Raw genomic sequence first — 26637 nt, forward strand, 5'->3', positions numbered from 1 at the left:
AGTGCGCAAATGGTGGGTAAAAGCCCGAAATCGCGGACTGATGCTCCGCAATTGTGGGCAACGGAGGTGTGCAATCCGCACTCTGACGGATAAATAGCTGCTCTGACCCTGATCAGACGGAGGTGCCCCTGGAGGGACTCGAACCCCCAACCGTTTCCTTAGGACGGAACTGCTCTTCCATTGAGCTACAGAGGCTGGCGACCCGAGTTTAGCCGAGTCGGACGTGCCCGGTCTGTTGGGTTACCGACCGTGCGCCTCAGGGGGCGGTGAGCTCTTTCCAGCAGGGATCTGCGTGGGAGGAACAACGGGAGCGTCTGTCGCGTGCGGGTTCGCCGGCACGACACTCGCCTTCGGTGGCGACGATGGAGCGGTGGTGGACTTGGGCGCAGAGATTGACGGTGTCGTCGCGCTCCGCCCCTCGCCATCCGAATCGGATGAATGAGTCGCGGCAGCATGATTATCACTGCGGGACGGCACTCCAGCGGGGCTCGTCGTCATCGTCACGTGAGGCGCAACAGCATGCATGACGGTCTGAATCACGTTCTGGGCGACACGTCGCACCTCGGGAATCGCCGCCGCCGCGGCGGCGGTACCCATGCCGACGGATGCAGTAACAGCCAGTGTGATCACGATCGCCGTGCGGCGCCGCGACTGGAAGCGGCGCCGCACCACGCCGGTCGAGGGCGCCATAAGAGCGAGGACCTCAGCCGAGGGGACGGGAGCGTCGCCTGCTCCGAGGGCCTCGATCTCGCCGAGCAGCTCTCGAAGCAGCGCCTGGTCGTCAATGCCCGATTGCTGTAGTAGGTCTTCGATGGCGGCGCTGGTCATGGTGTGCTCTCGGCGTTCATTATCAATTGGGTTCGAAGGGCGGCGAGCGCGCGTCTTTGCAGTTGCTTCACGGCTCCGGTGGACTTGCCCATGATCTGGGCTGTGCCATCAAGCGAGAGGTCGGCGATGATTCTCAACGCGAGCACCTCCCGATAATCGTCCGGTAATGATTGGAGCAAAACCTGCACGTGCGAGTGCGACGCCAGCGCGATGTCTTCCGCCGAATGCGTTGTGCGCAGGTCGCTCTCCGGGTCGTATTCCGAGACACTCGGAGCCGTACTGCGACGCCGATGATGATCGACAACTCGCGCGTGGGCGATGCTGAAGAGAAGCGCTCGAAGGCCATCTGCGCCGCCGCTGATTTCTGGCAGCCGGGGAAAGAGGGCGAGAAAGACATCTTGGGTGACCGCTTCCGGATCCGCGAGACCCTGGGATCGCAAGTAGCCGCTAACCGTGGCCGCATGCTGCCGATAGGCGACGGTGAACAGCAAACGCTCATCGGCATTCGATCCACCGCTCCTCACTACCAATCTCCTCCAGTCGCCTGCATGGCCGCGGACTACGTCAGCCGACCGAAGGCACGCCTGTCACCAGACGGCCGTCGGCTATATGCAGATGTTACGGGCGACTGGTCTTCTTGTGGTCCGCACCCGTCGCCGCCTGGCTGGGCAGAACCGGGGCGGCCAGGGCGACAGACTCGTCCGAGGTCGTGTCCTCAGACTCCGAGGTCGTGTTTTCAGACTCAGAAGTCGTGTCCTTCGACTTAGATGAAGTGTCGGTCGAACGATGTGAGGCGGACTTTTTGTCAGCGATTACTGTGGCGCAATAGGTGGCGACCTTCTCCGCGCCCGAAGCCGCGGTGACCAGCGATCCGTAGGCGGTCGACTTGGTCCCGAGGCCTCCGTGCGTGAAGGCGTTGCAGAGCCCGAACGCGGCCGCACCCTTGGCATCCGGACCCTTCGATGCGGAGGTGGAGTCGGGCCCATCCGTTGAATCGGCGGTGTCAGCCTTCGCGGACTTCGTGGGATCCGGCTTCGCGCTGTCGGCGTGGACGATTCCCTGCGAAGCCTCGGGAAGGTTGCCGGCGACGGCCACGGCTGCGGTTCCCCCTGCAGCGACGGCTGCGACGCCGAGCACTCCGAGGGCAATCTTGCTACTGATCAACACGGTGAAGAAAGACATGAATGAATCCCTAACTCTTGCTTTATTGCAAGCCCCACAGCATGCACGGCTCGTAAACCTGTAATCGTTGAGGTTGTCGAAAAGGTTACGGACGATGTCAAATCCGCTCCGAAACGACCTAAGCGGCGGGCAAGAACTCGTCCCACTCGGCCTCGGCACGCTCGACCCCGCGCACCAGCCACGCCGTGCCATGGGGTGGTTTCGGCCGCACCCGCAGGGTCCAGTTCATCTCGGCTGGGGTGCGGTCACCCTTCATGTTGTTGCACCGCAGACAACACGCCACGAGGTTTTCCCAGCTGTCGGCACCCCCACGTGAGCGCGGCAGAACATGGTCGATCGTGTTCGCCGCTCCCCCGCAATATCCGCAGCGCTGCCCGTCGCGTCTCAGCACGCCGCGACGCGATACCGGGATGAGTCGACTGTTCGGGATGCGCACATACCGAGTCAGCAGGATGACAGAGGGTCGGGCGTACGAGCCAGATGCGGACCAGACCGGATGCCCGGCATCCGCAGCAATAATCGTCGCCTTCTGGTTCATCACGAGCACGAGCGCTCGCTTGAACGACACCACGGCGAGGGGCTCGAAGCCCGCGTTGAGGACCAGCGTGCGCATTGTCATCCTTTCGAAAATGCCTGGACGGCTTCCAGGTAGATCGATGCACCTTGGTTCTGCGAGACGGTTTTGAACGCGGTCACCAGTCGGTTTCAGACAAACAAAAAGACACTGTCAATTCGACAGTGCCTGATTCTTGCCCGCGTGGAAGTCCACCCGTTGTTGACAGCAGTGCCGTATGAAAAAGTACGCGCGCGCATCCACGGATTGGATGACTCGTGACGGTGACATCAGGCTCTTTCCGAAATCGGCTCTCAGAATTGCAAGAATCTCAGCGTAACCCAGAAAATTCTTACATTAGAGGGTGCGACGCGCACGAAATGAAGCGTTAACGCGTTGTTAGATTCCCACGTACACGTGAATTGCGACCTCAGCGGGCAATTCAATGCTGTCTTCGTGCCCCTCCACCTGCACGAGAACATAGGAACCCACGGCGGTGAAGCTCGCCTGCGCACCGGGCAAGACACCGGCTGCCTGCAGCTGCTCCAGCAGTTCTACCTCATATTGCACGGGCTCACCGAGGCGACGGATGACCCCCTTGATTGCACCGACCGCCCCCAGTGTGTAGTTGACGATGTTGACCACCCCATCGGAAAATTTGCCAGCAGTGTGATCGCCGAGTTCATCCAAACCCGGGATCGGGTTGCCGTAAGGGGAGTGCGTCGGGTGCTCGAGCAACTCGATAATGCGACGCTCCACCGATTCGCTCATCACATGCTCCCAGCGACATGCCTCCTCGTGCACGAGGGCCCAATCCAGACCGATCACGTCGGCAAGCAGCCGCTCAGCAAGTCGATGCTTGCGCATCACATGCACGGCCTTGCTTCGACCCTCTGCCGTAAGCGCGAGGTGCCGGTCACCCTCGACCACAACCAGACCGTCGCGTTCCATGCGACCGATGGTTTGCGACACCGTTGGTCCGGAGTGTCCCAGGCGTTCGCTGATTCGCGCCCGAAGGGGGAAGATATTCTCTTCCTCGAGCTCGTAAATCGTGCGGAGGTACATCTCAGTGGTGTCAATGAGATCGGCCATCGTCGCCTCCTAACGCGGCATGCTTGTCAGGTAAGCCTAACCTGCGGCATCGCCGGCGCATTCCGTGTCGAAACCGTCCGAATAGAATTGGCCCCATGCCGCATTTGACCATTCCCTCGTCCCTTCTGCCCTCCGATGGACGATTCGGCTGCGGCCCGTCACAGGTGCGGCCGGAGCAACTCGCACACCTTGCCAGTGCGGGGGCGAGCATCCTCGGAACATCCCACCGCCAGGCTCCGGTTAAGGATCTAGTCGGCCGCGTGCAGGCGGGCCTTTCTCAGCTCTTCCGCCTCCCCGACGGCTACGAGGTCGTGCTCGGCAACGGCGGATCAACCGCCTTCTGGGATGCCGCAGCGTTCTCACTTATCGAGAAGCGCAGCCAAAATCTCACCTTCGGCGAGTTCGGCTCGAAGTTCGCCCAGTCCGCTGCGGCACCGTTCCTCACCGCGCCGCACGTGATCGATGCGCCAGCCGGATCCCGCAGCGAGATCGAGATCACGTCCGGCATCGACGTCTATGCCTGGCCGCACAACGAAACCTCCACGGGAGTGATGGCCCCGGTCATCCGCGCCGCCGGAGATCCTGGCGCACTCACCGTGGTGGATGCGACCAGCGCCGCCGGCGGCATCAACATCGACGCATCCCAAGCGGATGTCTATTACTTCGCCCCGCAGAAGAACTTCGCCTCCGATGGCGGACTTTGGTTTGCCCTGTTCTCCCCTGCCGCGATCGAACGGGTGGAGCGAATCGCCGCAAGCGATCGGTGGATTCCCGAGTTTCTCAGTCTGAAGAACGCCGTGGATAACTCGCGTCTCAACCAGACCCTCAACACCCCGGCACTCTCGACCATCCTGCTCATGGAGAACCAGATCGACTGGATCAACGGCAACGGTGGGTTGACCTGGGCGGATGCCCGCACCCGCGAATCCTCCTCGGTACTGTACGACTGGGCCGAGGCTTCGGCCTACGCGACCCCCTTCGTGACCAACCCCGACCACCGTTCGCAGGTGGTTGTCACCATCGACTTTGACGACAGCATTGATGCAGCCGGTATCGCAGCGACACTGCGCGCCAACGGAATCGTCGACACCGAGCCATACCGCAAGCTCGGCCGCAATCAGCTTCGCGTCGCTACCTTCACGGCGATAGAGCCGGATGACGTTCGGGCACTGGTGTCGTCCATCGAGTTCGTCGTCGAGAACAGCTGATCGTGAGGCTGTTCCTGAGGGACTCCGAGCGTCGAGCAGACCCTGGTCCGGTGAAGACGGATGACCGCAGGCCCATGCTCATCGGTCTTGGCGCGTGGGTGATTGCCACAATCGTCGTGCTGCTGTTTCTTACGCCGCTGAGCCACCCGGCCAACAGTTGGCTGCTCTGGACATGCATGGTGGGAATTGTGCTCGGCCTCGTCGGCCTGGCCTACGCGGCCAAGCGGCACAAGTAGCGCTACAGCAACCGATTTTGCAACCGGTTTTGCGACCGGTTTTGCAACCGCAGCGCTCAGAGGGAGCGCTCGTGCTCATCCTTGTTGTCTTCGTCGTCGTCCGACTCGCCATACTCGCTGTCATCTGACCCGTCGTTGCCTGCATCGTCGATGTCAACACCGTCGAGATCACCGCCGTGCAGAACGTCACGGCCGAAGTTGTCGTCATCATCGTCGTCCGACTCGTCGCGGTCGTCATCATCGTCGCGGTCGTCGTCGTCATCGTCGCGGTCGTCGTCATCGTCGTCGCGGTCGTCGTCATCATCGCGGTCGTCATCGTCATCGTCGTCGCGGTCGTCATCATCGTCGCGATCGTCATCGTCGTCGTGGCGGTCGTCGCCGTCGCGGCCGTTGATCTCGTTGAGACCGGTCGCCGCATCCTGAGCCTCAGTGAGATCGGCGAGGCGATCCACCCAGGGCACCCAGGTTGGAGACAGCAGTGCTCCATCACCCGGGGTCAGTTCGGTTTCAAGCACGCTCGCCGGTGTGTTCTCGACATGGGCAATGCTCACTGTCCAGCGCCACCCGGGGTAGCCGGAGAGAAGCGTCTCAAAGTAGAGCGTCGTCACACCATCGCCGTTGTCGATCGATCCCGCCGGTGCACCGATCGACTCGGCAGAAGTGATCTCCCGAAGCGCGGTCCGCGCGAGGTCGAAGTCGGTCTCGGATGCTGCGGAGAGCTGTGTTATCTCGCCGAGCGCCCCGACAGCCGGCGCCATGGCGGCAGGAGCCATCGAATCAGGCATCGAGTTCATCCGCGACCTTGCGCAGCATCGCAGCGATCGTCGATCCGTGCTTGCTGTCGGGGTAACGTCCGCGCTTGAGGTTGGTACCGATCCCGTCGAGCAGTTTGACGAGATCCTCGATGATGATTGACATGTCATCTGCCGGCTTGCGGCTGAGCTTGGCGAGACTCGGGGGCGCTTCGAGCACGCGCACCGATAGTGCCTGGGCTCCACGCTTGCCGTCGGCGATTCCGAATTCGAGTTTGGCCCCGGCCTTGACCGTGGTGCCAGCAGGAAGCGCGGAGGCATGGAGGAAGACCTCTTGGCCATCATCGGAACTGATGAAGCCAAAGCCCTTCTCTTCGTCATAGAACTTAACCTTGCCGGTGGGCATGGCGATACCTCTTTCGCTTGGCTGTGGCCGTAAGCCTACGGGGAGTCGGGGGCCGTATCCTTAGCACTGTGACAAAAGATATCCCGGCGACTGCTCATCGTAGCGAACGTGTGCTGGCCTTCATGATCGCAGGAATCGTTGGTCTGTCAATCGTGACGATTTTCGTCGTGCTCATCGGCACGGGCGCTGGCCTTTCACGAATTGCGCCTGCGTCCCTCTGGCAGGCTCTGACCCTCTTCCCATTCGTCGGGCTGTCGGTCGGATTTCTCATGATCATTACTCTCCTCGTCGTGAGCGCCCGACGTCGCAGCCGGGAGACACAGGCCGCAACAGCCCGCAGCACCCGAATTGCGCCCACAACCCGCAAAAACCGCACGACTCGCACAACCCGCACGACCAGAAAATAGGACGCAACGATTTGCCGGTGTTGCCGAACCGGCGCCGCCAGACACAGGGACGGGTGAGCAGACATGAGTGACACTCTGTCCTTAGCGACGCGCCTGCGTGCGATGGATGACACGTGCCTGGCTGTGACAGTCCGAGCCAGGGACATCCATCCCGCCGGAATTAAGGATTTTTTTGATCTTGCAGAGGCCTTCCTCGACCGTGCTTCCGTGCAGCAGATTCTGACGCGGCTCGACCGGGAAACCCTCGCCGTGCTGTCAGTGATCGCGCAACTCACCGCCGAAACCGGGGCACCGACGGCGGCAGAGGTTGCCGCCCGACTCTCCGTGCTCTCGGCACGTGAGGTGTCCATGGCATCCATCTCCGATCGCATCTCTGCGGCCGCTGCCCTCACGCTGCTTGAGGCGGAGTCCAATCGGTTCACCGCCTACGGCAGTGTGCGTGACCAGTTGAACTCCTGGCCCGTCTTCGGGCTTCCCTCGCTCGCCGATTTGACCGAGGCGAGCGCCCCAGCCGCCGTGGGAACCCTGCCAGATGTCGACCAGCGATTCATCGACCGGGTGGGTGCCGAACGCGCTTTTGCCGCCATCACCGGCATCACGCAATTGCTGGTCGAGCTTGAACGCGACCCGGCACGCGAGCTTCAAAAGGGTGGCGTCGCCCTCCCCGACAGCAAGCGTCTTGCCCACGCGATGAGTGTCGACCTCGAATCGGTTGCCATATTTCTCGCAGTCGCTCACCGTGCCGGATTAGTGGCACGGGAAAGCGGATCGTGGATGATCACCGAGAGCGGCAGCGGATGGCTTTTGCGGTCTACGGGTGCGCGCTGGGCCACGCTCGGTGCGGCTTGGTTCGACCGGCTCCCGGTCGACATCCGCACGCTACTCGGGCAGCGTATCCATGCTCTCGGCGCGTCCGGCCTGCACGAATACATCAACTGGCTCTATCCGGCCGGCGGCGAATGGATGGATGAGCGCATCAGCGCCTACACCCGCGACGCCGAACTGCTCGGCATCACAGCCAACCAGGCACCGACTGGGCCAGGGGCACTGCTGCTTGCCGACGGCATCCCTGCGGCCGAAGGTGCGATGACCGCGCTGCTTCCCGCCGAAGTGGAGCAGGTCTACCTGCAGCACGATCTCTCCGTCGTCGCCCCCGGCCCGTTGACTCCCCGAGTGGATGCCCGGCTGCGGTCGCTTGCCGACGTCGAAAGCCGTGCGCTCGCGTCAAGCTATCGGGTGTCGACTTCGAGCGTCAATCGGGCGATGGCGGCGGGTGAGACAGCGGAGTCGATCCTCGAGTTTCTCGGCGGCATCTCGCTCACCGGCATCCCGCAGCCGCTCAACTACCTCATCGGCGAGGCGTCAAGCCGCTACGGACAGGTGCGAGTGGGGAGCCTCGTCGACGCCCGTGCGGATGCTCGGAGCTACATTCGGTCAGACGATGAGTTGCTCATCGGCACCATTCTCGTCGACCAGAGCCTCTCGTCCCTCGGCTTCGAGCGTACCTCGGAGACCCACGCCGAAAGTCGCTTCCCGCTCGACGTTATCTTTTGGTCAGTGAGCGATGCGCGCTACCCGATTGCAGCGGAGGATGCCCGCGGCGAAATTGTGGCTCTCCGTCGGCAACGCCATGCCAAATTAGCATCTGCGAGCGGGGTCGATTCAGTGGACGCGCTTATCGAGCGACTGCGGCTGGGCGGTGAACCCCAGGAAGAAGAGGCGAGCCAAGCCTGGCTGGTGCGCCAGCTCGATGCCGCGATCAAGGCGAAGATTCCGCTCACGGTGAGCGTGACCATGCCGAATGGCACTCTCGTGGATTACCAGCTCGAGCCGACCAGTGTGGCAGCGGGACGCCTTCGCGGACGCGACAATCGCGCTGCGATCGAGCGCACTCTGCCGCTGTCGCGCATCGCGGGCATCTCGCCGCCAAAGTAGCGCGCACACTCGACGCACCGGAACACTACCCACTCACGTGACCTAAGATTACGAGGTGGATGCGTTGTCTGGACCCCTGATCGTGCAGAGCGACCGAACCGTGTTGCTGGAGGTCGCGCATCCCTCCGCGCAGGATGCCCGCCACGACCTCGCCGTGTTCGCCGAACTCGAGCGTGCGCCGGAGCACATCCACACCTACCGCATCACCCGACTCGGTCTGTGGAATGCCCGCGCGGCCGGCCACACCGCGGAAAATATGCTCGATACTCTCGAGAAGTATTCCAAGTTCACCATCCCGCAGAGTGTCTCCATCGACATAACCGAGACCGTCGGTCGCTACGGTCGGCTCGTGATCGAGCGTGACGCGAATGGCACCCTCATCCTGCGCTCCACGGATGCCGCGGTGCTCAACGAGATCGTTCGGGCCAAGCGCATCGCTCCGTTACTCTTTCTCCCGGATGACCAGCGCGGCACGGGTCCGGCGATCGACCGCTATGAGATCAAGGCCTGGGCACGCGGACAGGTCAAGCAAGAGCTGGTCAAGCTGGGCTGGCCGGCGGAGGATCTCGCCGGGTACACGCCGGGCACGCCGCATCCGATCGCCCTCGACACCACCGCGTGGAACTTGCGGGAGTACCAGAACCACGCAGTATCGAGCTTTGTAGACGGCGGATCGGGAGTCATCGTCCTCCCCTGCGGCGCGGGTAAAACGCTCGTCGGCGCCGGTGCAATGGCCCGGGTCGAGACCACGACGCTGATCCTCGTCACCAATACCGTCTCCGCCAGGCAGTGGCGCGCGGAACTGCTCAAACGCACGACCCTCACGGCGGATGAGATTGGCGAATACTCCGGCCAGGTCAAAGAAGTAAAGCCGGTCACCATCGCGACCTACCAGATTCTGACCGCTAAGCGGAAGGGCGAGTACGCCCACCTCGCACTGCTCGATGCTCTCGACTGGGGGCTCGTGATCTATGACGAGGTGCATCTGCTGCCGGCTCCCGTTTTCAAGCTCACGGCCGAGCTGCAGGCCCGTCGCCGTCTCGGCCTCACCGCAACTCTGGTGCGTGAGGACGGCCGCGAGGGGGATGTCTTCAGCCTCATCGGTCCCAAGCGGTTCGACGCACCCTGGAAAGAGATCGAAGCCCAGGGCTTCATCTCCCCCGCCTCGTGCTTCGAGGTTCGCATCGACTTGCCAGCCCAGGAGCGCCTCGAATACGCCGCATCCGCCGATGACGAGCGGTATCGACTGGCCGCGACGGCCCCGGCCAAGCTGCAGGTCGTGCGGGACCTGGTCAAGAAGCACGAGGGCGAGCGGATTTTGGTTATCGGCCAATACCTCGACCAGATCGACACTCTTGCCGAGACTCTCGACGCGCCCAAGCTCACCGGCTCGACACCGATCGAAGAGCGCGAGAGGCTCTACCAAGCATTCCGCGAGGGCGAGATCACCGTGCTGGTGGTTTCGAAGGTGGCCAACTTCTCTGTGGACCTGCCAGAGGCGACAGTGGCAATTCAGGTTTCCGGGAGTTTCGGATCGCGTCAAGAGGAGGCTCAACGCCTCGGACGGCTGCTGCGCCCCAAGGAGAGCGGCCTCCCCGCCAACTTCTACACTCTCGTCGCGCGCGACACGGTCGACCAGGACTTCGCCCAAAACCGCCAGCGCTTCCTCGCCGAACAGGGCTACAGCTACACGATCCTCGACGGCGACGCGATCGCCGCCTGAGCTCAGCGGCGCAGTTCGTAGCGCAGCAGTAAGGTGTCGCCCGAAACAAGAACCTGACTGAGAGCCAGGTCGCGTGGGCTCGCGAGGGCACCCGCAGCAATCCGCTTCGCATCCCCAGCCACGAGCTGCGGACTCACCGTGAGGCAGAGTTCGTCCACGGCGCCAGCCGCGAGAAGGCTGCCAAAGAGCGACGGGCCACCCTCGCAGTGCTGCTGCGTGAGGCCGCGCTCGGCGAGAGCTGCGACAAGGATCGAAGGATCGAGCTGCTGCTGCCCGGCGATCAGAACGTCGGCCACCGCCGCGAGGGCGGTGCGCCGATCGTGCGGTGCAGCCTCCGTCGTCACAACAATCGGGCGTACCGGAGCCTCGGTGAAGATGGGCGAGGCAGGGTCGAGGGTGAGGCTGTTGGAGACGATCGCGAATACGGGATGCGCAGGCAACCCGCGCGCGACTCGTCGCGCAGCCGACGCTGGCGGCAACACCATCGCGCCGTATCCCTCTGAGCGCACGGTGCCAGCGCCGACAATCACGACGTCGCACAGTTCGCGCAGAAGGTCGAATATCCGATGATCAGCGTCAGTACCGAGTCCGCCCGATACTCCGTCCACGGCCGCGGCTCCGTCGGCGCTCGAGACGAAGTTGACCCGCAGCCAGGGGACGGAGCGATCCGCCCGATCGTAGAGTGCCGAGATGGCATCGTCTGAGAGGTCGGAAGCCGGTAGCGGCAGCAGGCAGTCAATTCGCACTGCGCCCATCAGGCAGCACCCATCAGACAGCGCCCAGCGGAGCACACATCAGACATTGTGGCGCGCGTGCACGGGTTGGCGGAATCCGAGCACGACTTCGGTGAGCCGCACCGCGTCGACGGCGGCCGGCACATCGTGCATCCGTACGATTCGTGCGCCGTTCATAATGCAGATCACCGCTGCGGCGATGGTGCCGGATTGGCGCTGCCCCTGCTCGCGGTCGATGCACTCGCCGATAAAGTCCTTATTCGACACCGCTGCGAGGGTCGGCAGACCGATCGCAGCGATTTCCTGCAGGCGCCGAGTGATCTCCAGGGTGTGCACCGTGTTCTTATTCAGATCATGGCCCGGATCAATGATCAGGCGGTTCCGGGGGATACCGGCCGCCTCAGACTGCCGCACCCGATCGCGAAGGAAATCGACCACCTCCCGAATCACGTCGTCGTAGTGGGGGCTCTGCGGCTCGCTGCGCGGCACTCCGTTGCTGTGGGTGAGCACGAGGGTGGCGTTGCTCGCCGCTACGACACCCGCCATGCCGGGGTCAGAGCATCCGCTGGTGTCATTGATGACGGATGCCCCGGCCTCGATGCTGAGCCGGGCAACTTCCGCGTTCGTCGTGTCCACCGAGATCACCACGTCGCTGCGGGCATGGATGGCGGCAATCACCGGCACGACGCGGTCGAGTTCCTCGGCGAGGCTCACCGGATCTCCCCGGCCGAAGGGCACTCCCCCGATGTCGACCCAGTCGGCACCGGCAGCGTCCGCCGCGAGTGCGGCTTCCACCGCGCGGTCGAGCGCAAAGGTTGCCCCCTTGTCGAAGAAGGAGTCGGGGGTGCGGTTGATGATTGCCATGACCGCGACCTGCCGGTCGAAGTCGAACGTGCGACTTCCAATGATGCGGTCCATCTGACCACACTAGCCACGGAAAGCCCGATCCCCGCCGAGAATGAAAAGCTCGAATCATCCGTCACCGATACCCAGGATATGCACAGCTAACGCGCAGATACTTGGGACATGAGCGATGGCCCGAAGATTCTGATTGTTGACGACGAACCAAACATCCGCGACCTGCTGACGACGAGCCTCCGGTTTGCCGGTTTCGCGGTGCGTGCCGTGGGAAACGGAGCGCAGGCCATCTCGGCAGTGCTCGAGGAGGAACCGGACCTCATCATCCTCGACGTGATGCTGCCCGACATGAACGGCTTCGGCGTGACTAAGCGCCTCCGGTCAAGCGGATACACCTCTCCGATCCTCTTCCTCACCGCCAAGGATGACACCGAAGACAAAATAACCGGACTCACGGTCGGCGGCGACGACTACGTGACCAAGCCGTTCAGCCTGGATGAGATCGTCGCGCGCATCAAGGCGATCCTGCGCCGAACTATGCAAGACGAGGAAGACGCCATCATCCGGGCCGGCGAATTGACCATGGACCAAGACACGCACGAAGTGACCGTCGGGTCTGAGCAGATCGAGTTGAGCCCGACAGAATTCAAGCTCTTGCGCTACCTGATGCTCAACCCCAATCGCGTGCTCTCAAAGGCCCAGATCCTCGATCACGTCTGGGAATACGACTTCAACGGAGACGCCGGCATCGTGGAGAGTTACATCTCCTATCTGCGTCGCAAGCTTGACCAGTATTCGCAGGAGCCAGTGATTCAGACCAAACGCGGCTTCGGCTACATGCTGAAAGCGGCCCGCGTCTAGCAACAGCGTGTGGTGAATGCCCGCTCTGTGCGAGAAACAGAGCGATCAGTGGCAGGATGTCGGCAGGGTCAGCGAGGTGCACCATCAGGCAACGCGACGTAATCTTGGAATCCTGATGCGCAAAAAATTCTCGAGCCGGTGGGGCGGCGTCTCACTGCGCACCAAGATCACCGGCGTGACCGTGCTTTTGGTCACTCTCGGCCTGCTCGTCGCGGGCGTGGGCACTATGACGGTGCTGCGCAACTACCTCCTCACCGACGCCGACACGAAGATGACGAAATACGCGTTGGCTGTGCCCGGCTACACCAAGGTCGGCGCAACAACCTGCGATGTCCTGCCCGGAATCAATGACTATTACCTCGCGGTGCTCGACACCAACGGCGATGAACTTTGTAATAACGGCGCGCTCACAACCGCGGCGCCCAAACTGCCAGCAATGCCATTCACTTCGGTGATCACGGCGGGCGGGGTTCCCTTCACCGTCTGGGATAAAGAGCGCGGCGACCAGTGGCGGATCGTCGCCGTTCCCCGCAACATCGTCAACTCGCCAGACTTCGTCACCGTAGTTGTCGCCGTCGACCTGAAGAGCTCAGACGACCTGATCAACCAGTTCCTCGTGATCTTCCTCGGCTTCGGGCTTGCGGTGATTGTGCTCGGCGCCGCACTCACCCGCTTGCTCGTGACATCCACCTTCGCCCCGCTGCGCCGCGTCGAAGCCACTGCCGCCGCGATTGCTGAGGGCGACTTCAGCCAGCGACTGCAGGGCGATACCCCGAACACTGAGGTCGGCCGGCTCAACCGCTCACTGAACACCATGCTCAATCGCATCGATCGGGCCTTCTCCGACCGCGCCCGCACCATCGACCAGATGCGCCGTTTTGTCGGGGATGCCAGTCACGAGTTGCGCACTCCGCTCGTCTCGGTGCGCGGCTATGCCGAGCTCTACCGGATGGGTGCGCTGGATAAACCCGAGGATGTGGCCCAGGCGATGGGACGCATTGAGAAGGAAGCCATTCGCATGGGCGAGCTCGTCTCGGACCTTCTCGAACTCGCCCGCATCGACGAGGCGAAGCCTCTCCAGCTGCGCGCCGTTGACCTCGTTCCGATCGCCTACGATGCCGCGCTGGACACCATGGCATCCGCCCCGAAGCGCACGGTGACTGTGATCGTAACGGCGGCACAGCCCATGTCGACGGATGCCCGGGCCGCCAGGATCGGCACCGCCGATTCGGTCGATACGATTACCCCCGCACGCACATCGGGCAGCACCGCGACCACCAGCCCCATCCGGTTTGCCGGAGCGCAGCTCGCCCGTCTGCGCCGTCGGCAGGTGCGCGGTGAGATCGCGACGATGCCGATCGCGATCGACGCGATCAGCACAGCCACTGCGCCGACTGCCGTCCCGCTTGCCGAGGAACCCGCGGTCGTGCTCGCCGAAGAGAATAAGATTCGGCAGGTCGTGACAAACCTGATCGGCAACGCGACGCGCTTCACTCCGGACGACTCACCGCTCGAGCTCATCGTCTCTGTCGATGCAGCCCGGGGTGTGGGCGTGCTCGAGGTAGTGGACCACGGGGAGGGAATTCCTCCCCAGATTCGAGAAAATATCTTCCAGCGTTTCTGGCGCGCGGACTCCTCTCGCACCCGCGAGACCGGTGGCAGTGGGCTCGGGCTCGCGATCGTCTCCGGCATCATCGCGTCGCACCGGGGCGAAGTGACCGTGCGAGAGACCCCCGGAGGCGGAGCCACCTTTCGGATCAGCCTGCCGCTCCTCCCAGAGGGTTACACGCCGCCCGTTGTCCCCAAGCGTGACTGACACCGCACGACAGTTTGTGACCGAGAGTTAGCGTGAAGGACGCGATCCCACCCATCCGGTGTGCGGACACGAACTCACGGAGGCACACATGACGCGCTATCAGGTCGACAGCGAAGCGGTACTCGCGGCGACAACCGCAGCCACAGCCACCATCGGCCGTATCCAGGGTGAGGTTGGTGCATTGCATGGCCAGCTCACCAGCCTGCAGGGGTCCTGGTCAGGCCCGGCGGCAACGGCGTTCCAGGGTGTGGTGATCGAGTGGAAGAGCCTCGAACAGCGCGTTGAAGAGGTGCTTGCCGCACTGAGCACCGGGCTCGGCCACGCCGGGCAACAGTATGCCGAGATCGAGGCGGCGAACACGCGGCTGTTCGCGCACTGAGCTGTTTGCGCACTGAGCTGGTCGGGTGCTCATCTTTTGACGATGGGTCGCGTGTCGGCCCGCGAAGGCTGCCCGTCATTTCTCGCGGCTGAACAACGAAAGCAGGGCACCTCCCGAGGGAGACGCCCTGCTTTCTAATGCTGCTCTGGCTAGTACTGACTTAGAAGTCCATGCCGCCTGACGGGTCGCCCATCGCTGCTGCAGCCTTCTCGGGCTTGTCAGCGACAACGACCTCGGTGGTGAGGAAGAGACCGGCGATCGACGCTGCGTTGAGCAGGGCCGAACGGGTGACCTTCACCGGGTCATTGATCCCGGCGGCGAGCATGTCGACGTACTCGCCGGTTGCGGCATTGAGGCCGTGACCCGACGGAAGGTTGCGCACCTTCTCGGCGACAACGCCGGACTCGAGCCCCGCGTTCGTGGCGATCTGCTTGAGCGGCGCGTCCACTGCAACCTTGACGATGTTCGCTCCGGTGGCCTCGTCACCGGTCAGCGCGAGAAGCGCCTCGGTGGCGAATGCAACAGCGCCAGCCTGGATGAGGGCGACGCCACCACCGGCGACGATGCCCTCTTCGACAGCGGCCTTCGCGTTGCGCACTGCATCCTCGATGCGGTGCTTGCGCTCCTTGAGCTCGACCTCGGTCGCGGCTCCGGCCTTGATGACTGCAACGCCTCCAGCGAGTTTCGCCAGACGCTCCTGCAGCTTCTCACGGTCGTAGTCGGAATCGGTGTTCTCGATCTCGGCACGGATCTGCTTGACCCGACCGGCGATGGCCTCAGCGTCGCCGGAGCCCTCAATGATCGTGGTCTCGTCCTTGGTGACAACGACCTTGCGGGCACGGCCGAGCAGGTCGAGGGTGGCGTTCTCGAGCTTGAGCCCGACCTCCTCGGAGATGACCTGTCCGCCGGTGAGGATCGCGATGTCCTGGAGCTGAGCCTTGCGGCGGTCACCGAAGCCGGGAGCCTTGACGGCAACCGACTTGAAGATGCCACGGATCTTGTTGACGACGAGGGTCGCGAGAGCCTCACCATCCACGTCCTCGGCGATGATGAGAAGCTGCTTACCCGACTGGATCACCTTGTCGACGACGGGGAGGAGGTCCTTGATGTTGGAGACCTTCGAGTTGACAATCAGGATGTAGGGGTCTTCGAAGACCGCTTCCTGGCGCTCGGGGTCGGTGACGAAGTATGCCGAAAGGTAACCCTTGTCGAAACGCATGCCCTCGGTGAGCTCGAGCTCGGTGCCGAAGGTGTTCGACTCCTCGACGGTGACAACACCCTCCTTGCCGACCTTATCGATCGCTTCCGCGATGAGCGCGCCGATCTCGGGGTCCCCGGCAGAGATGGATGCGGTGGCCGCGATCTCTTCTTTGGTCTCGATTTCCTTTGCACCGGCGACGAGCGCGGCGATGACGGCCGTGACGGCCTTGTCGATGCCGCGCTTGAGGCTGATCGGGTCTGCACCGGCCGCGACGTTGCGCAGTCCTTCGCGCACGAGCGCCTGGGCGAGAACGACCGAGGTGGTCGTTCCGTCGCCAGCGACATCATCCGTCTTCTTGGCTACCTCTTTGACGAGCTCCGCACCGATCTTCTCGTACGGGTCGTCGAGTTCGATCTCCTTGGCGATGGAAACACCGTCGTTCGTGATGGTGGGGGCGCCCCACTTCTTCTCGAGCACGACGTTGCGACCGCGCGGGCCGAGTGTCACCTTGACGGCGTCAGCCAGAATGTTGAGGCCGCGCTCGAGGCCGCGACGGGCCTCTTCGTTGAAAGCAATGATCTTTGCCATGTGTGTTTTTCGTCCTTCCGGGACGTCATGTAAGCAACAGCTATTGGCACTCGCAAGAAGGGAGTGCTAGACGATTCTGGCACTCTCCCACTGAGAGTGCAAGTGAGCTACCGGCTCGTGAAGGACTAACCGGGAGCGACGACAGAGACGGATCCTGCCAGAGGAATCAGCTCGATCCAGGTGTTACCGACCGCAAGGCGCACTGCGGCACCCGCGCTGTCGACGAGATGGATCGGATCCGTCGCCGACGCTTTCGACCAGGTCGCTTGAACAGTGCGTCCGCCGCTCGAGATCGAGGCCTCACCCGAACCGATCAGGTTGGTCTTCGGCACGCCGAGGTCGGTGGTGACGCTGACGCGGATCACGACAACATTCGTCGCGGAGAGCTGAGCACCGGCACTGTCCAAGTCGGGGCCAGCACCCTGAGAGCGGAGGAACACCACTCTCGACGCATCCCAGGTCCAGCTGCCGCTTGTGACACCGGAAAATGCATAGTTGACCACTGCTGTCGGGGTGCCAGCCGTCATGGCGGTCGACAGCGACGGGTCAGCAGAATATTGAAACTGTTGGGCAGGGGCAGCGATGCTGGTGTGCTGGGCAAGCAGCTCCTTCGCTTTCACCAGCACATTGTGCGGCGCTGACTTGGTCGGCGTGCGGAAGAAGGTGCTCGCAGTATCTGACTGACCGTGGATGGCGTTGTACACGGGCGTGGCACGCATGAGATCGACGAAACGCTGCTGACCGCCGGAATAGCAGATGATGCCGCCGTAGGGTGAGGCGATGTCGGGATCCATCGGGCGGATGGATCGCACTGGCCCGAGCAGGTCCGGAATGGTGGACTGCCAGACCGCAAGGTATCGGGTGAGTCCGCCCTCGACCAGCTCCTGGTAGACGATGTCCGTGCTCTCGAGACCGATCTGCGGCCGTGCAGCAGGCAGATTGTCGATCTTTGCCGCGATCGACGCGTGGTCGAGAGATCCGGCTGGCACCGTCGTCCCGCGCAGCGGAGCGATCGACGTGGGTGGTGGGGTGTAGATGCTCGGCGAGGGAGTCGGGGTAGCAGACCGCGTGGTCGAGGAAGTCGGTGTGGCCTTGGCCGGCACGCACCCCGCGATGGCGAGGCTGAGTCCGATGGCGAGCGTGACCGAAAGCACCGCCCGAATGTGTGTCGGTAAACAATCTGGTGACCGTGCCGGGGACCCTGCCGAAGTGTGCTTCACCGCCACAGACTAACGTCGCGCTACCGCCGAGAGGCAGTGACACGGGGTTATTCGCGCAGTCCCACCGATGTGGACTGTGGCGCAGTGGCGCCGGCGCCACTCTCGAGGACATTGCCTCGGCGGATCAGCCCAAAGATCCGCACCCAGATCCGCACTCAGATCCGCTTGCTGGATCAACGCGGATCAGCCTGCAGGAAGCACGTAGTCGCTGCCAAGCACCACTGTTATCGGTGATCCGGGATAGGCCGGCGAGAGGCGGATCTCACCGACCTTGAGCGACAGCACCATCGCGCGCGCCGCCGCTTCGTTGGCGGCAACACCGTAGTAGACCACTGTTGCGGTGATGTTTGTGGCGCCGGCGTTTGTGCGCGACCCCACCTGCTCTGAGGCCCCGGCCCATCCCTGTGTGACGAGATTATTGCCGACCGCGGTAGCGAGACCCGGCCGCGTCGTGCCATTCAGAACGGAGATCGGCAGTGCCGGATCGATCTTTGCCTCGATGGTGGTGGTGGTCGGGGTGGGTGATGGGGTGTCACTCGCTGGTGCAGTCTGTGCGGCGAACGGAAGGTCGATGGTGCCGCGGATCACGGCGAGTCCGTATAGCCCGGCTGCGACCAGAACGCCAGTAGCAAGCGCAGCCCAGGCGAAGGCGATCCAGCCGTGGCTCCGCGTCGAAGCCGACCGGTGGGCACCGGTGCGCAACAGGTCGTCGGGAACGCTGTCGAAGCGGTCTGGGGGTGTGGTCGCCATCAGTTCTTTTCGTCGCGTGGGTTACTGGTGTGTGGAGTCGGAGGTGCCGAGAACCCGGGCGGATCGCGCGTCGGTGCGGGCATCCCGCAGCCTCTGCAGCCGCCTCACCAGCAGTGGATCGAAAGCGATGGCTTCCGGCCGGTCGAGCGCCACGTTCAGCAGTTGATAATACCGGGCTACCGGAAGATCGAACTCCGCGCGGATCGCCGCCTCTTTCGCACCGGCGTGCGCCCACAATTGCCGTTCGAACACGAGAATCTGCTGCTCACGTTCGGAAAGAGCAGTGGGCACAGCAGGTATCGACTTCGCCGACGGTCCTTCGGCTGGCACTGTTTCGGCTGGCACTGTTTCGGCTGGCACTGTTTCGGCTGGCACTGTTTCGGCTGGCACTGTTTCGGCTGGCACTGTTTCGGCTGGCACTGTTCTCCCTCCGCTCTGCCGCAATACTAGGGCTGGCTCGCTGTGGAAAGTCGGATGCCTCGCGCACGCCGAGATTATGGAAGGGCGTGGCACGCGATGTCACCTGCCGGCGATCCAGTCGAGTGACTGGCCGTGCGGGCCGGTAAACGCGAGTGGCACCTCGTCGAGCGCGAGCACGAAGCGCCCGTCGGAGCCATGGTCATCGGGTAGCGCCGCTCGAACGGTCGGCAGGCCCCGTACCCCCTCGAGTGAGATCCAGCGGACACCGAGGGCGCGCACGGATTCCACGAATCGCATGCGCTCCGCGAACGGCAGATAGACGAGCACCGCACTCGTGAGCACGACGAGAGTTGCATCAGATGGAGCCTCTGCGGCAAGGGAGGCCAGCTCCGAGGCATCCGCCCGAACAAGAAAAGGCGGATCTTCAGCGGCAATACGAATGGCGGCGCGCAGCCGTGCACGACGTTCGTGCTGTTCCGGCCAGACCAGCGTCTCGAGCCAGTGCGTATCGCCTGCGTTTCGCACATCGAGGGGGCGACGATCGAGACCCGCCCGCCAGACGACGTTCGGCAGCGAGACGGGCCCGGGCAGGTTCCCCGCCGTCGTGCACTGGAGCAGCACTTCACTCGGCCCAGTCGCGGGATCGATGTGTATCCCGTCGTCGTAGGAGTAGCTGTAGCGGTCGGGGAAGAGGCAGAGGCCAGCGCTGGCGCCGACTTCGAGTAGCGCAAGGGGACCGGGGATAAGCGCCAGCGCCGGAAGCAGGGTTGCACAGCGCCTCGCCTCATTGGTCTGGGTGCTGCGGGCATGAGCCTCCGGCACGACCGCAGACCAGTGCTGCACGAGCCAGCGCCGAAATCGCGGATAGTCCCCCTCTGGAGCCCCGAGCAGTCGAGCGCAGGCGAAGACAAGATTGGGCTGCCGCTTCTGCAGCGGCAGCTCGTCAATGAGAGCGATCAGCTCCGGATCATCAGCAACACCGAGTGCCCACTGCTCATAAATGGCTGATTGCCCACGCGCCTCCAGCTCACCGAAGTTGCGATACCACAGAGAGGTATCCACTCAGCGGCCTGCGCGGTACATCGAGATGTGCGGGATGCTCGCCTCGATGTAACTCTCGCCGAAAGACTCGAATCCGAACTTTGCGTAGAGCGGAGCAATGTACTCCTGGGAGTGCAACAGCATCGACTCGTGACCGTGCTGCTGAATCACCCGGGTGACGAGCAGCTGTGCGAGGCCCTCGCCGCGACGATCCGCCCGCACGACTACCCGGCCAAATGTATGGCGGGCGTCGAGATGTGAAGCCCTCGCGTCCACCAGCACGCGCAGGTAGGCTGCGGGGCCCGTGGAATCCGCAATCCACAGATGTTCGGTGGTGGCTTCTTGATCGCGGTTGTCGAGTTCTTCCTCGTCGATCCGCTGCTCGACAAAGAACACATCGGTGCGCAGCTTGAGAAGCGAATAGAGCTCGAGGGTTGTGAGTTGACCCCATGATTTATGGACGAGGGAACATTCCGGCATGGTGCCGAGTTTAATGAGAAGTAGCACCGCGAAAGATTGCGAAAGGACCAATCTCATGAGTAAGAACACTGATCCGACCCAGTACCCGATCGCCAAGACCGACTCCGAGTGGCGGGCCGAACTCGACCCCACCCGATTCTCGATCCTGCGCGAGGCCGCCACAGAGCGTGCCTTCTCGGGTGCGTTGCTCGATGAGAAGCGTGCCGGGGTCTACACCTGTGGCGCCTGCCACGCCGATCTCTTTGCAAGCAATACGAAGTTCGAATCCGGATCGGGCTGGCCCAGCTTTTATGAGTCGGTCAACCCCGACGCCGTGATCCTGAAGACCGATAAGAGCCTGTTCATGACCCGCACCGAGGTGCTCTGCGCGAATTGCGGTTCGCACCTCGGGCACCTTTTCGATGACGCCCACCAGACTCCGACCGGTGACCGGTATTGCATGAACTCGCTTTCCTTGGACTTCACGCAGGAGGACTGAGGCTCCGATGTCACTACTGGATGCCGTCCGCCGCCGCCGCTCGCAACCCATTGTGACGGCCGAGGCGCCCAGTCACGACGAACTGCTGCCGCTGGTGACAGCCGCAGCCTGCGCGGCCGACCACGGGGCGCTCACGCCTTGGCGCCTGATCGAACTGCGGGGTGATGCCCGCGCCCGCCTCGGTACCGCTCTTGCAGAGGCGAGCCGGGCGGAGGCCGGAGATGCCACGAAAATCGCCGCCAAGCCGATGCGCGCACCCCTCCTCATCGCCGTGGTCGTGACGGTGCAGCCAAATCCCAAGATTGCTGACTGGGAGCAGGAGGCCGGGGCGGCCGGTGTCGCCCACATGCTCAGCCTGTTACTGGACGACGCAGGCTGGGGCGTGATGTGGCGTTCCGGTCAACTCACCCGGTCGCAGCCTGTCCGGGTGCTGCACGGACTCGCCGACAATGAGCAACTGCTCGGTTGGCTGTACGTCGGTGGACGGCCAGAACGCGAGAAGCCGGGAGAGCGCGCCGTATTTCCTGCGGAGCGCTACCTCAGCGTGCTCTGAGTCTTCAGCGTGCCCCGCCCCTCAGCGGGGTCCGGCCTTCAGCGCGGTCCGGCTCCGCGAGTCCTGAGTTTTCGCGAGGGGATCGCAGCGATCACGACGGCCACCAGCGTGAGCAGCGTGCCGACGACGGTGGAGGCCACGATCACCTGGCCGGCGACCGGCAGGACAACATCGAGCACGAGCGACATCACAAGCTGGCCGGCAACCGACCCGAGTCCAAGCAGCAGAACTCCTGTGACGCGAACGACGATCACCGCAGCGCCGATAAAAATTGCACCGATCAGGCCGCCAAGGTACAGCACGGGGTTGGTCGGCATACGGTCAGGAAGCCCGACAATTGCCGAGTGCACCAGGCTGGCCACGAGAAGCACGCTCGTGCCGACAAGGAAGTTCATGAAGGTCGCTGTGAGCGCCGACCCTGCGATCCGGCGCACCTGGCCGTTGACGGCCTGTTGGATGGCCACTGCAAGCCCTGCCGCAAAGGGCAGCAGAAGCATCCACGCCGGGATGTCAGCGCCGAACCCCGCTGACACGGCCACACCGACCGCCACGAGAGCCAGCGCTGAGCCGACCAGACGGGTGACGGTGATCGCAGCCGGCGGGGTGTTGCCGATGCCGTTGCGATCGATCAGGAGTCCGCTGATGGTCTGGCCGCAGACCACGGCGACGGTGAACAGCGCGATGCCAAGCACCGCACCGGTGACCCCCTGAGCGAGCACGAACAGGCCCCCGCCCGCTCCCCCGCACAGGTACCACCACGGAGTCGTTCCCTCGCGCACAGAGGCGAGTGCCTTCGAGAGGCCGCGGCGACCCGGTGCCCACACGGCGACCGCAACGAGCAGGATGACAAGGCCAGAGCCAAAGGAGATGACCGCGGCGAGGTAGCCGTCACCGAGGGCCCGACCGAGCTCTCCGTTCACCCGCGACTGGGTCGCAGTGAACACTCCCACCAGCACAGCCCCCGCCACACCGATGGCGACAGCCGTGCGGGAGTGCGCGGCGTCGGTCGTCATTGGGCCAAGGTTATCGGCCGCGGCATCCCATCCGGTGCAAGCCCCGTAATATGGAGACCCGTTCGCCCCCTTAGCTCAGCCCGGCCAGAGCAGCTCACTTGTAATGAGCAGGTCAACGGTTCGAATCCGTTAGGGGGCTCCGTAATTCGCGAGACCATCTCCCGTTCTTGCGGCCGTCTCGCGATCTCAACATGCGGGTGGTCGGAAAAACGGGAGGTGGGTGCTGCAGACTAATTCCCGGTGCCGGCCGATGGGGACGGGCTCGGTGTCGCAGAAGACTTTTCGCTATAGCTGTCTCCAGCTGCCTTGGACACCGCGGTCGCGAAATCCAGAGCGTTGTCGATGGCACCGTCGTATTTCTTGCCGTTGATAATCACGGTGGGGGTGCTTGCCAGCTTCTTCACGTCGGTGCCGGCCAGTGGATCCATCGTCGCGCGAGCCGTCGCAGCATTCGTCCAGGACTTGAACCTCTGGTCGGTGATGCAGGTGCCGATCGAATCAGCTTTGCCCACCTTCGCCTTTTTCGTCAGCGCAATGATCTGGTCATCCGTCAGCCCCTCGGTGTTTTCCTTCGGCTGGTTGACGAACAGCAATGCGCTGAAGTCGAAGAATTGGTTCGGGGAGAAGTTCGCCACGCAGGCCGCCGCGTTCGCGGCCCGGGTGGAATATTTCTTGCCGAGGGACAACTGGTCAAGGATGGCCACGGGATGGATCTCGAGAGTCGCGGCACCGGTCGACACCCACTTTTTGATCTGCGCCGCGTTCGTAGCTTCGAAATCGCCGCAGTACGGGCACTGGTAGTCGATGTAGATGCGCAGGTCTATGACATTGGCAGCGTTGGCTTTCGAGGGCACTGGGGTGCCCTCCGGCTGCAGAGCTGCGGTCGGTACCCCGGCAAAGCCCTCGCCGATCTTGACGCCGTCACTCAGCATGTTCGCTGGACCAGGGGACGGGGGCCGCACGCTGTCCACAATCACGAGACCGACGACCACAACGATGGCGACCACTAGGGCGGCGAGGCTGCTCTGCAGGATTACGCGACCGCGACGATCCGTCTTCTTCTGCTGCTCACGGAGCACTCGAGCTTTGTCTCTCGCGGCCTCTCGTCTCTCGTTCGTGTTGAGACCGCGCTCACTCGAATCGTCGTCGCTCATCGAACCTCACTCGCTATCCACCTACGCCGTGGCTCCCGGCTGCTGCAGTCTGTTGTCAGACGAGCCCTAAGAACCCTAGACATTGTGTCTGGGAAAAAACTAAGACGCCCCCAGGTTTCAGCCCGCGAGATCGATTTCGCCACGGCACTACCCGCACACCACTGACATACTAGAGGCGCATTACCATCCATTCACTACGGATCGTCCGGCACGTACCTGCCGGTGAAGGAGTCTAATAACCATGGCATCAGTCACTTTTGATAAAGCCACCCGCCTCTACCCTGGCTCGACGAAACCGGCGGTCGACGCACTCGACCTGCACGTGGCCGACGGCGAGTTTCTCGTTCTGGTTGGACCATCGGGCTGCGGAAAGTCCACGTCGCTTCGCATGCTGGCCGGTCTCGAAGAGGTCAACGACGGAAATATTCTCATCGGGGATCGCGACGTCACGGATGTGCCGCCAAAAGATCGTGACATCGCGATGGTGTTTCAAAACTATGCCCTCTACCCGCATATGACCGTTGCCGAGAATATGGGCTTTGCACTCAAGATCGCCGGCGTCAACAAGGACGAGCGTGCCACCCGCGTACTCGAAGCCGCCAAGCTCCTCGACCTCGAGCCCTATCTCGGCCGCAAGCCGAAGGCTCTTTCCGGCGGTCAGCGCCAGCGCGTCGCCATGGGTCGTGCGATCGTGCGTCAGCCCCAGGTATTCCTCATGGACGAGCCGCTATCGAACCTCGATGCCAAGCTGCGCGTGCAGACTCGCACCCAGATCGCATCCCTCCAGCGTCGACTCGGCGTCACCACCGTCTACGTCACCCACGACCAGACCGAGGCGCTCACCATGGGCGACCGGATCGCCGTGCTGAAGGATGGCGTGCTCCAGCAGGTCGGAACGCCTCGCGACCTCTACGCCAACCCGAAGAACGTCTTCGTTGCAGGCTTCATCGGCTCCCCCGCGATGAACCTCTTCACCGCGGACCTCGTCGACGGGGGTCTCAAGTTCGGTACGGCTGTGGCCGCACTCGACCGTTCAACCATGGGCAAGACCGACAACACGAAGGTCACCATCGGAGTTCGCCCGGAAGATGTGCGCGTCTCCACCTCTGGCGAAGGTCTGCAGGTGGCGGTCGACCTCGTCGAAGAACTCGGCGCGGACGGCTACCTCTACGGCCACACCGACATCGACGGCTCGCGCGTTGACCTCGTCGCCCGCGTCGATGGACGTTCGCACCCGAATGCCGGCGACACCGTGTACATCCTGCCGGAGCCGGCGCACGTTCACGCGTTCGACATCGAGTCCGGCCACCGCCTCAGCAAGGCCGTGGCCGACTAAGCCGCCCGGGCCTTCGGTGCGGGCGGCGAGCATGATCGCCGCCCGCACTTTTTTCGTCTATTTCACCTCACCGTTAGGCAGTGCCCATGAGCGGATCCCTCAACATCACGTCGGCGACGGTCGATCCCGCACTCCTCGACCTGCCATGGAATCTGCCCCTCGACACCTGGCCGGACAGCGTGATCGCCGCCCTCCCGAAGGGAATCTCCCGCCATCTCGTTCGTTTCGTGCATCTCAGTGGCTACGTGATCGCGATCAAGGAGACCTCCTCAGAACTCGCGCGACGCGAGTACGAGATGCTCCGCACCCTGCAGAAGCTGGACGTGCCGTGCGTCGAACCGGTCGCCGTGATCACCAACCGAACGGATGACGAGGGCAGCAAACTCGACTCCGTGCTCGTCACGCGCCATCTCAAGTTCTCGCTACCGTACCGGGCGCTGTATTCGCAGACCCTGCGCCCAGAAACCGCTACCCGCACGGTCGACGCACTGGCTGTCTTGCTCGTTCGGCTGCACATCATCGGCTTTTTCTGGGGCGATGTATCACTGTCGAACACACTCTTCCGCCGCGATGCCGGCTCATTCGCCGCCTACCTCGTGGATGCCGAGACCGGCCAGCTCTACGACGGACTGTCGAACGGCCAGCGCGAAAACGACCTCGAGATCGCCCGTGTCAACATCGCGGGCGAACTGCTCGATTTGGCCGCGGGCGGGCGACTGGAGGAGGGACTGGATCCCGTCGCGGTCTCAAACGGTATCGTTGCGGCCTATCGGACCCTGTGGAGTGAGCTCACCGGATCCGAATCCTTCTCCTCCTCCGAACGGTGGCGTATCAACGAGCGGGTTGAACGACTCAACGAGCTCGGATTCGACATCGAGGAGTTGGCGATCAGAACCGACGACACCGGCTCACAGGTGCGCATCCAGCCGAAGGTCGTCGATGCCGGACATCACCAGCGCCGCCTGCTTCGCCTCACCGGGCTCGACGCCCAGGAGAACCAGGCCCGCCGTTTGCTCAACGATCTCGACAGCTACACAGCGACCTTCAACAAACAGGGTGATGACGAAGAGATGGTGGCCCACGAATGGCTCGCCACGGTGTTCGAACCGGTGATCCGTGCCATCCCCCGCGACCTCAAGGGGCGGCTCGAACCGGCGGAGGTGTTTCACCAACTGCTCGACCACCGGTGGTATCTGTCGCAGAACGAGAACCGCGACGTGCCTCTCGCCGAGGCGGTCAGTTCCTACATCGACACGGTGCTGCGACAACGCCAGGACGAGGCGACGGTCATCGCACCGGCGACCGGGACGATCACCGTTCCGGTTGACATCATCGCCGAAGACGACTGGCGCTCGAAGGTCTGACCCGGCTCGCGTGTCATGAATTCATACGCTCTGCACGCGAGCCAGCATCGCTGTTCATGAACCCGAGTG

At 63.3% G+C, this 26637-nt stretch carries 29 protein-coding genes and 2 tRNA genes; 13 read left to right on the forward strand and 18 right to left on the reverse strand.

Features of this window, described 5'->3' with window-relative positions:
- Nucleotides 1–123: 123 nt before the first annotated feature.
- From IWX88_RS10140 to IWX88_RS10165, 6 genes are all read right to left on the reverse strand, one after another.
- Nucleotides 124–195, reverse strand: a tRNA-Arg gene (locus IWX88_RS10140).
- A 45-nt stretch (nt 196–240) separates the two neighbouring features.
- Complete coding sequence (locus IWX88_RS10145; protein WP_196829938.1) at nt 241–828, reverse strand: hypothetical protein; 588 nt, start codon at nt 826–828, stop codon at nt 241–243.
- Nucleotides 825–1352 (reverse strand): RNA polymerase sigma factor, encoded by a 528-nt coding sequence (locus IWX88_RS10150; protein ID WP_370568297.1) that lies wholly within the window; start codon nt 1350–1352, stop codon nt 825–827. The genes IWX88_RS10145 and IWX88_RS10150 overlap by 4 nt, the downstream gene beginning before the upstream one ends.
- 94 nt (nt 1353–1446) lie before the next feature.
- On the reverse strand, nt 1447–2010 hold the full coding sequence (locus IWX88_RS10155; protein ID WP_196829943.1) for a hypothetical protein: 564 nt from the start codon (nt 2008–2010) through the stop codon (nt 1447–1449).
- A 118-nt stretch (nt 2011–2128) separates the two neighbouring features.
- Nucleotides 2129–2623, reverse strand: coding sequence for an HNH endonuclease (locus tag IWX88_RS10160; RefSeq protein WP_196829945.1), 495 nt, complete (start codon nt 2621–2623; stop codon nt 2129–2131).
- A gap of 339 nt (nt 2624–2962) precedes the next feature.
- Complete coding sequence (locus IWX88_RS10165; protein ID WP_196829947.1) at nt 2963–3655, reverse strand: metal-dependent transcriptional regulator; 693 nt, start codon at nt 3653–3655, stop codon at nt 2963–2965.
- Between the two features lie 95 nt (nt 3656–3750).
- Between IWX88_RS10165 and serC the strand changes: the two genes are divergently transcribed.
- Together serC and IWX88_RS10175 are read left to right on the forward strand one after the other, a co-directional pair.
- Nucleotides 3751–4863, forward strand: coding sequence for a phosphoserine transaminase (gene serC, locus IWX88_RS10170; RefSeq protein WP_196829949.1), 1113 nt, complete (start codon nt 3751–3753; stop codon nt 4861–4863).
- 50 nt (nt 4864–4913) lie between these two features.
- Complete coding sequence (locus tag IWX88_RS10175) at nt 4914–5099, forward strand: DUF2530 domain-containing protein (RefSeq protein ID WP_370568298.1); 186 nt, start codon at nt 4914–4916, stop codon at nt 5097–5099.
- A 56-nt stretch (nt 5100–5155) separates the two neighbouring features.
- Here the strand turns inward: IWX88_RS10175 and IWX88_RS10180 are convergent, their stop codons facing one another.
- Nucleotides 5156–5884 (reverse strand): DUF3027 domain-containing protein, encoded by a 729-nt coding sequence (locus tag IWX88_RS10180; protein WP_231369143.1) that lies wholly within the window; start codon nt 5882–5884, stop codon nt 5156–5158.
- Entirely contained in the window at nt 5877–6257 is a 381-nt protein-coding gene (locus tag IWX88_RS10185) for a cold-shock protein (protein WP_196829954.1), read from the reverse strand. The genes IWX88_RS10180 and IWX88_RS10185 overlap by 8 nt, the downstream gene beginning before the upstream one ends.
- 68 nt (nt 6258–6325) lie before the next feature.
- Here IWX88_RS10185 and IWX88_RS10190 point away from each other — a divergent pair, with 68 nt between their 5' ends.
- From IWX88_RS10190 to IWX88_RS10200, 3 genes are all read left to right on the forward strand, one after another.
- On the forward strand, nt 6326–6664 hold the full coding sequence (locus IWX88_RS10190) for a hypothetical protein (protein ID WP_196829955.1): 339 nt from the start codon (nt 6326–6328) through the stop codon (nt 6662–6664).
- A gap of 63 nt (nt 6665–6727) precedes the next feature.
- Nucleotides 6728–8599, forward strand: coding sequence for a helicase-associated domain-containing protein (locus IWX88_RS10195; protein ID WP_196829957.1), 1872 nt, complete (start codon nt 6728–6730; stop codon nt 8597–8599).
- A 55-nt stretch (nt 8600–8654) separates the two neighbouring features.
- On the forward strand, nt 8655–10322 hold the full coding sequence (locus tag IWX88_RS10200) for a DNA repair helicase XPB (RefSeq protein WP_370568299.1): 1668 nt from the start codon (nt 8655–8657) through the stop codon (nt 10320–10322).
- 2 nt (nt 10323–10324) lie between these two features.
- Here the strand turns inward: IWX88_RS10200 and IWX88_RS10205 are convergent, their stop codons facing one another.
- A complete protein-coding gene (locus tag IWX88_RS10205; RefSeq protein ID WP_196829959.1) occupies nt 10325–11077 on the reverse strand; it encodes a pyrimidine reductase family protein in 753 nt (250 codons plus the stop codon).
- Nucleotides 11078–11116: 39 nt separating this feature from the next.
- The gene (gene folP, locus IWX88_RS10210; protein WP_196829961.1) at nt 11117–11974 is read right to left on the reverse strand and encodes a dihydropteroate synthase; all 858 of its coding nucleotides are present in this window, start codon (nt 11972–11974) and stop codon (nt 11117–11119) included.
- A 108-nt stretch (nt 11975–12082) separates the two neighbouring features.
- Here folP and IWX88_RS10215 point away from each other — a divergent pair, with 108 nt between their 5' ends.
- The 3 genes from IWX88_RS10215 to IWX88_RS10225 all read left to right on the forward strand — a co-directional run bounded on the left by IWX88_RS10215 (nt 12083) and on the right by IWX88_RS10225 (nt 14970).
- Nucleotides 12083–12775: a response regulator transcription factor gene (locus IWX88_RS10215; protein ID WP_196829963.1), complete on the forward strand. Its 693-nt coding sequence runs from the start codon at nt 12083–12085 to the stop codon at nt 12773–12775.
- Between the two features lie 115 nt (nt 12776–12890).
- Nucleotides 12891–14591 carry a cell wall metabolism sensor histidine kinase WalK gene (locus IWX88_RS10220; RefSeq protein ID WP_196830155.1) on the forward strand — a complete coding sequence of 567 codons (1701 nt, stop codon included), beginning with the start codon at nt 12891–12893 and terminating at the stop codon, nt 14589–14591.
- An 88-nt stretch (nt 14592–14679) separates the two neighbouring features.
- The gene (locus IWX88_RS10225; RefSeq protein WP_196829965.1) at nt 14680–14970 is read left to right on the forward strand and encodes a WXG100 family type VII secretion target; all 291 of its coding nucleotides are present in this window, start codon (nt 14680–14682) and stop codon (nt 14968–14970) included.
- 160 nt (nt 14971–15130) lie between these two features.
- On the opposite strand, the gene groL is transcribed toward IWX88_RS10225, so the two are convergent.
- The 6 genes from groL to IWX88_RS10255 form a co-directional block, all read right to left on the reverse strand.
- Nucleotides 15131–16759 carry a chaperonin GroEL gene (gene groL / locus IWX88_RS10230; RefSeq protein ID WP_196829967.1) on the reverse strand — a complete coding sequence of 543 codons (1629 nt, stop codon included), beginning with the start codon at nt 16757–16759 and terminating at the stop codon, nt 15131–15133.
- Between the two features lie 125 nt (nt 16760–16884).
- Complete coding sequence (locus IWX88_RS10235; RefSeq protein ID WP_196829969.1) at nt 16885–17913, reverse strand: DUF3048 domain-containing protein; 1029 nt, start codon at nt 17911–17913, stop codon at nt 16885–16887.
- Between the two features lie 249 nt (nt 17914–18162).
- Nucleotides 18163–18729 carry a LytR C-terminal domain-containing protein gene (locus IWX88_RS10240; RefSeq protein WP_196829971.1) on the reverse strand — a complete coding sequence of 189 codons (567 nt, stop codon included), beginning with the start codon at nt 18727–18729 and terminating at the stop codon, nt 18163–18165.
- A gap of 21 nt (nt 18730–18750) precedes the next feature.
- The gene (locus tag IWX88_RS14075; protein ID WP_370568300.1) at nt 18751–19149 is read right to left on the reverse strand and encodes a DUF3263 domain-containing protein; all 399 of its coding nucleotides are present in this window, start codon (nt 19147–19149) and stop codon (nt 18751–18753) included.
- 99 nt (nt 19150–19248) lie between these two features.
- Nucleotides 19249–20211 (reverse strand): DUF2332 domain-containing protein, encoded by a 963-nt coding sequence (locus tag IWX88_RS10250; RefSeq protein ID WP_196829973.1) that lies wholly within the window; start codon nt 20209–20211, stop codon nt 19249–19251.
- Nucleotides 20212–20697: a GNAT family N-acetyltransferase gene (locus IWX88_RS10255; RefSeq protein ID WP_370568301.1), complete on the reverse strand. Its 486-nt coding sequence runs from the start codon at nt 20695–20697 to the stop codon at nt 20212–20214.
- A 28-nt stretch (nt 20698–20725) separates the two neighbouring features.
- On the opposite strand from IWX88_RS10255, the gene msrB reads away from it, so the two are divergent.
- Together msrB and IWX88_RS10265 are read left to right on the forward strand one after the other, a co-directional pair.
- Nucleotides 20726–21148 (forward strand): peptide-methionine (R)-S-oxide reductase MsrB, encoded by a 423-nt coding sequence (msrB, locus tag IWX88_RS10260; protein WP_196829975.1) that lies wholly within the window; start codon nt 20726–20728, stop codon nt 21146–21148.
- Nucleotides 21149–21155: 7 nt separating this feature from the next.
- A complete protein-coding gene (locus tag IWX88_RS10265; RefSeq protein ID WP_196829977.1) occupies nt 21156–21701 on the forward strand; it encodes a nitroreductase family protein in 546 nt (181 codons plus the stop codon).
- Between the two features lie 38 nt (nt 21702–21739).
- Here IWX88_RS10265 and IWX88_RS10270 read toward each other — a convergent pair whose 3' ends face one another.
- Complete coding sequence (locus IWX88_RS10270) at nt 21740–22714, reverse strand: DMT family transporter (RefSeq protein ID WP_196829979.1); 975 nt, start codon at nt 22712–22714, stop codon at nt 21740–21742.
- Between the two features lie 64 nt (nt 22715–22778).
- On the opposite strand from IWX88_RS10270, the gene IWX88_RS10275 reads away from it, so the two are divergent.
- Nucleotides 22779–22853, forward strand: a tRNA-Thr gene (locus IWX88_RS10275).
- A 91-nt stretch (nt 22854–22944) separates the two neighbouring features.
- Here the strand turns inward: IWX88_RS10275 and IWX88_RS10280 are convergent.
- The gene (locus IWX88_RS10280) at nt 22945–23868 is read right to left on the reverse strand and encodes a thioredoxin domain-containing protein (RefSeq protein WP_196829981.1); all 924 of its coding nucleotides are present in this window, start codon (nt 23866–23868) and stop codon (nt 22945–22947) included.
- A gap of 241 nt (nt 23869–24109) precedes the next feature.
- On the opposite strand from IWX88_RS10280, the gene IWX88_RS10285 reads away from it, so the two are divergent.
- Both IWX88_RS10285 and IWX88_RS10290 read left to right on the forward strand, forming a co-directional pair.
- Nucleotides 24110–25204, forward strand: coding sequence for an ABC transporter ATP-binding protein (locus tag IWX88_RS10285; protein WP_196829983.1), 1095 nt, complete (start codon nt 24110–24112; stop codon nt 25202–25204).
- An 86-nt stretch (nt 25205–25290) separates the two neighbouring features.
- Nucleotides 25291–26568 (forward strand): DUF4032 domain-containing protein, encoded by a 1278-nt coding sequence (locus tag IWX88_RS10290; RefSeq protein WP_196829985.1) that lies wholly within the window; start codon nt 25291–25293, stop codon nt 26566–26568.
- Nucleotides 26569–26637 lie beyond the last annotated feature (69 nt).

It is taken from the genome of Frigoribacterium sp. CG_9.8, from assembly GCF_015751965.1.
Lineage (GTDB): Bacteria > Actinomycetota > Actinomycetes > Actinomycetales > Microbacteriaceae > Lacisediminihabitans.

Coding starts and splice junctions, on each gene's coding strand:
- IWX88_RS10145 (WP_196829938.1), bottom strand. CDS start 828: ATGACCAGCGCCGCCATCGAAGACCTACTACAGCAATCGGGCATTGAC.
- IWX88_RS10155 (WP_196829943.1), bottom strand. CDS start 2,010: ATGTCTTTCTTCACCGTGTTGATCAGTAGCAAGATTGCCCTCGGAGTG.
- IWX88_RS10160 (WP_196829945.1), bottom strand. CDS start 2,623: ATGCGCACGCTGGTCCTCAACGCGGGCTTCGAGCCCCTCGCCGTGGTG.
- IWX88_RS10165 (WP_196829947.1), bottom strand. CDS start 3,655: ATGGCCGATCTCATTGACACCACTGAGATGTACCTCCGCACGATTTAC.
- serC (WP_196829949.1), top strand. CDS start 3,751: ATGCCGCATTTGACCATTCCCTCGTCCCTTCTGCCCTCCGATGGACGA.
- IWX88_RS10180 (WP_231369143.1), bottom strand. CDS start 5,884: ATGCCTGATTCGATGGCTCCTGCCGCCATGGCGCCGGCTGTCGGGGCG.
- IWX88_RS10185 (WP_196829954.1), bottom strand. CDS start 6,257: ATGCCCACCGGCAAGGTTAAGTTCTATGACGAAGAGAAGGGCTTTGGC.
- IWX88_RS10195 (WP_196829957.1), top strand. CDS start 6,728: ATGAGTGACACTCTGTCCTTAGCGACGCGCCTGCGTGCGATGGATGAC.
- IWX88_RS10205 (WP_196829959.1), bottom strand. CDS start 11,077: ATGGGCGCAGTGCGAATTGACTGCCTGCTGCCGCTACCGGCTTCCGAC.
- folP (WP_196829961.1), bottom strand. CDS start 11,974: ATGGACCGCATCATTGGAAGTCGCACGTTCGACTTCGACCGGCAGGTC.
- IWX88_RS10215 (WP_196829963.1), top strand. CDS start 12,083: ATGAGCGATGGCCCGAAGATTCTGATTGTTGACGACGAACCAAACATC.
- IWX88_RS10220 (WP_196830155.1), top strand. CDS start 12,891: ATGCGCAAAAAATTCTCGAGCCGGTGGGGCGGCGTCTCACTGCGCACC.
- IWX88_RS10225 (WP_196829965.1), top strand. CDS start 14,680: ATGACGCGCTATCAGGTCGACAGCGAAGCGGTACTCGCGGCGACAACC.
- groL (WP_196829967.1), bottom strand. CDS start 16,759: ATGGCAAAGATCATTGCTTTCAACGAAGAGGCCCGTCGCGGCCTCGAG.
- IWX88_RS10240 (WP_196829971.1), bottom strand. CDS start 18,729: ATGGCGACCACACCCCCAGACCGCTTCGACAGCGTTCCCGACGACCTG.
- msrB (WP_196829975.1), top strand. CDS start 20,726: ATGAGTAAGAACACTGATCCGACCCAGTACCCGATCGCCAAGACCGAC.
- IWX88_RS10265 (WP_196829977.1), top strand. CDS start 21,156: ATGTCACTACTGGATGCCGTCCGCCGCCGCCGCTCGCAACCCATTGTG.
- IWX88_RS10270 (WP_196829979.1), bottom strand. CDS start 22,714: ATGACGACCGACGCCGCGCACTCCCGCACGGCTGTCGCCATCGGTGTG.
- IWX88_RS10280 (WP_196829981.1), bottom strand. CDS start 23,868: ATGAGCGACGACGATTCGAGTGAGCGCGGTCTCAACACGAACGAGAGA.
- IWX88_RS10285 (WP_196829983.1), top strand. CDS start 24,110: ATGGCATCAGTCACTTTTGATAAAGCCACCCGCCTCTACCCTGGCTCG.
- IWX88_RS10290 (WP_196829985.1), top strand. CDS start 25,291: ATGAGCGGATCCCTCAACATCACGTCGGCGACGGTCGATCCCGCACTC.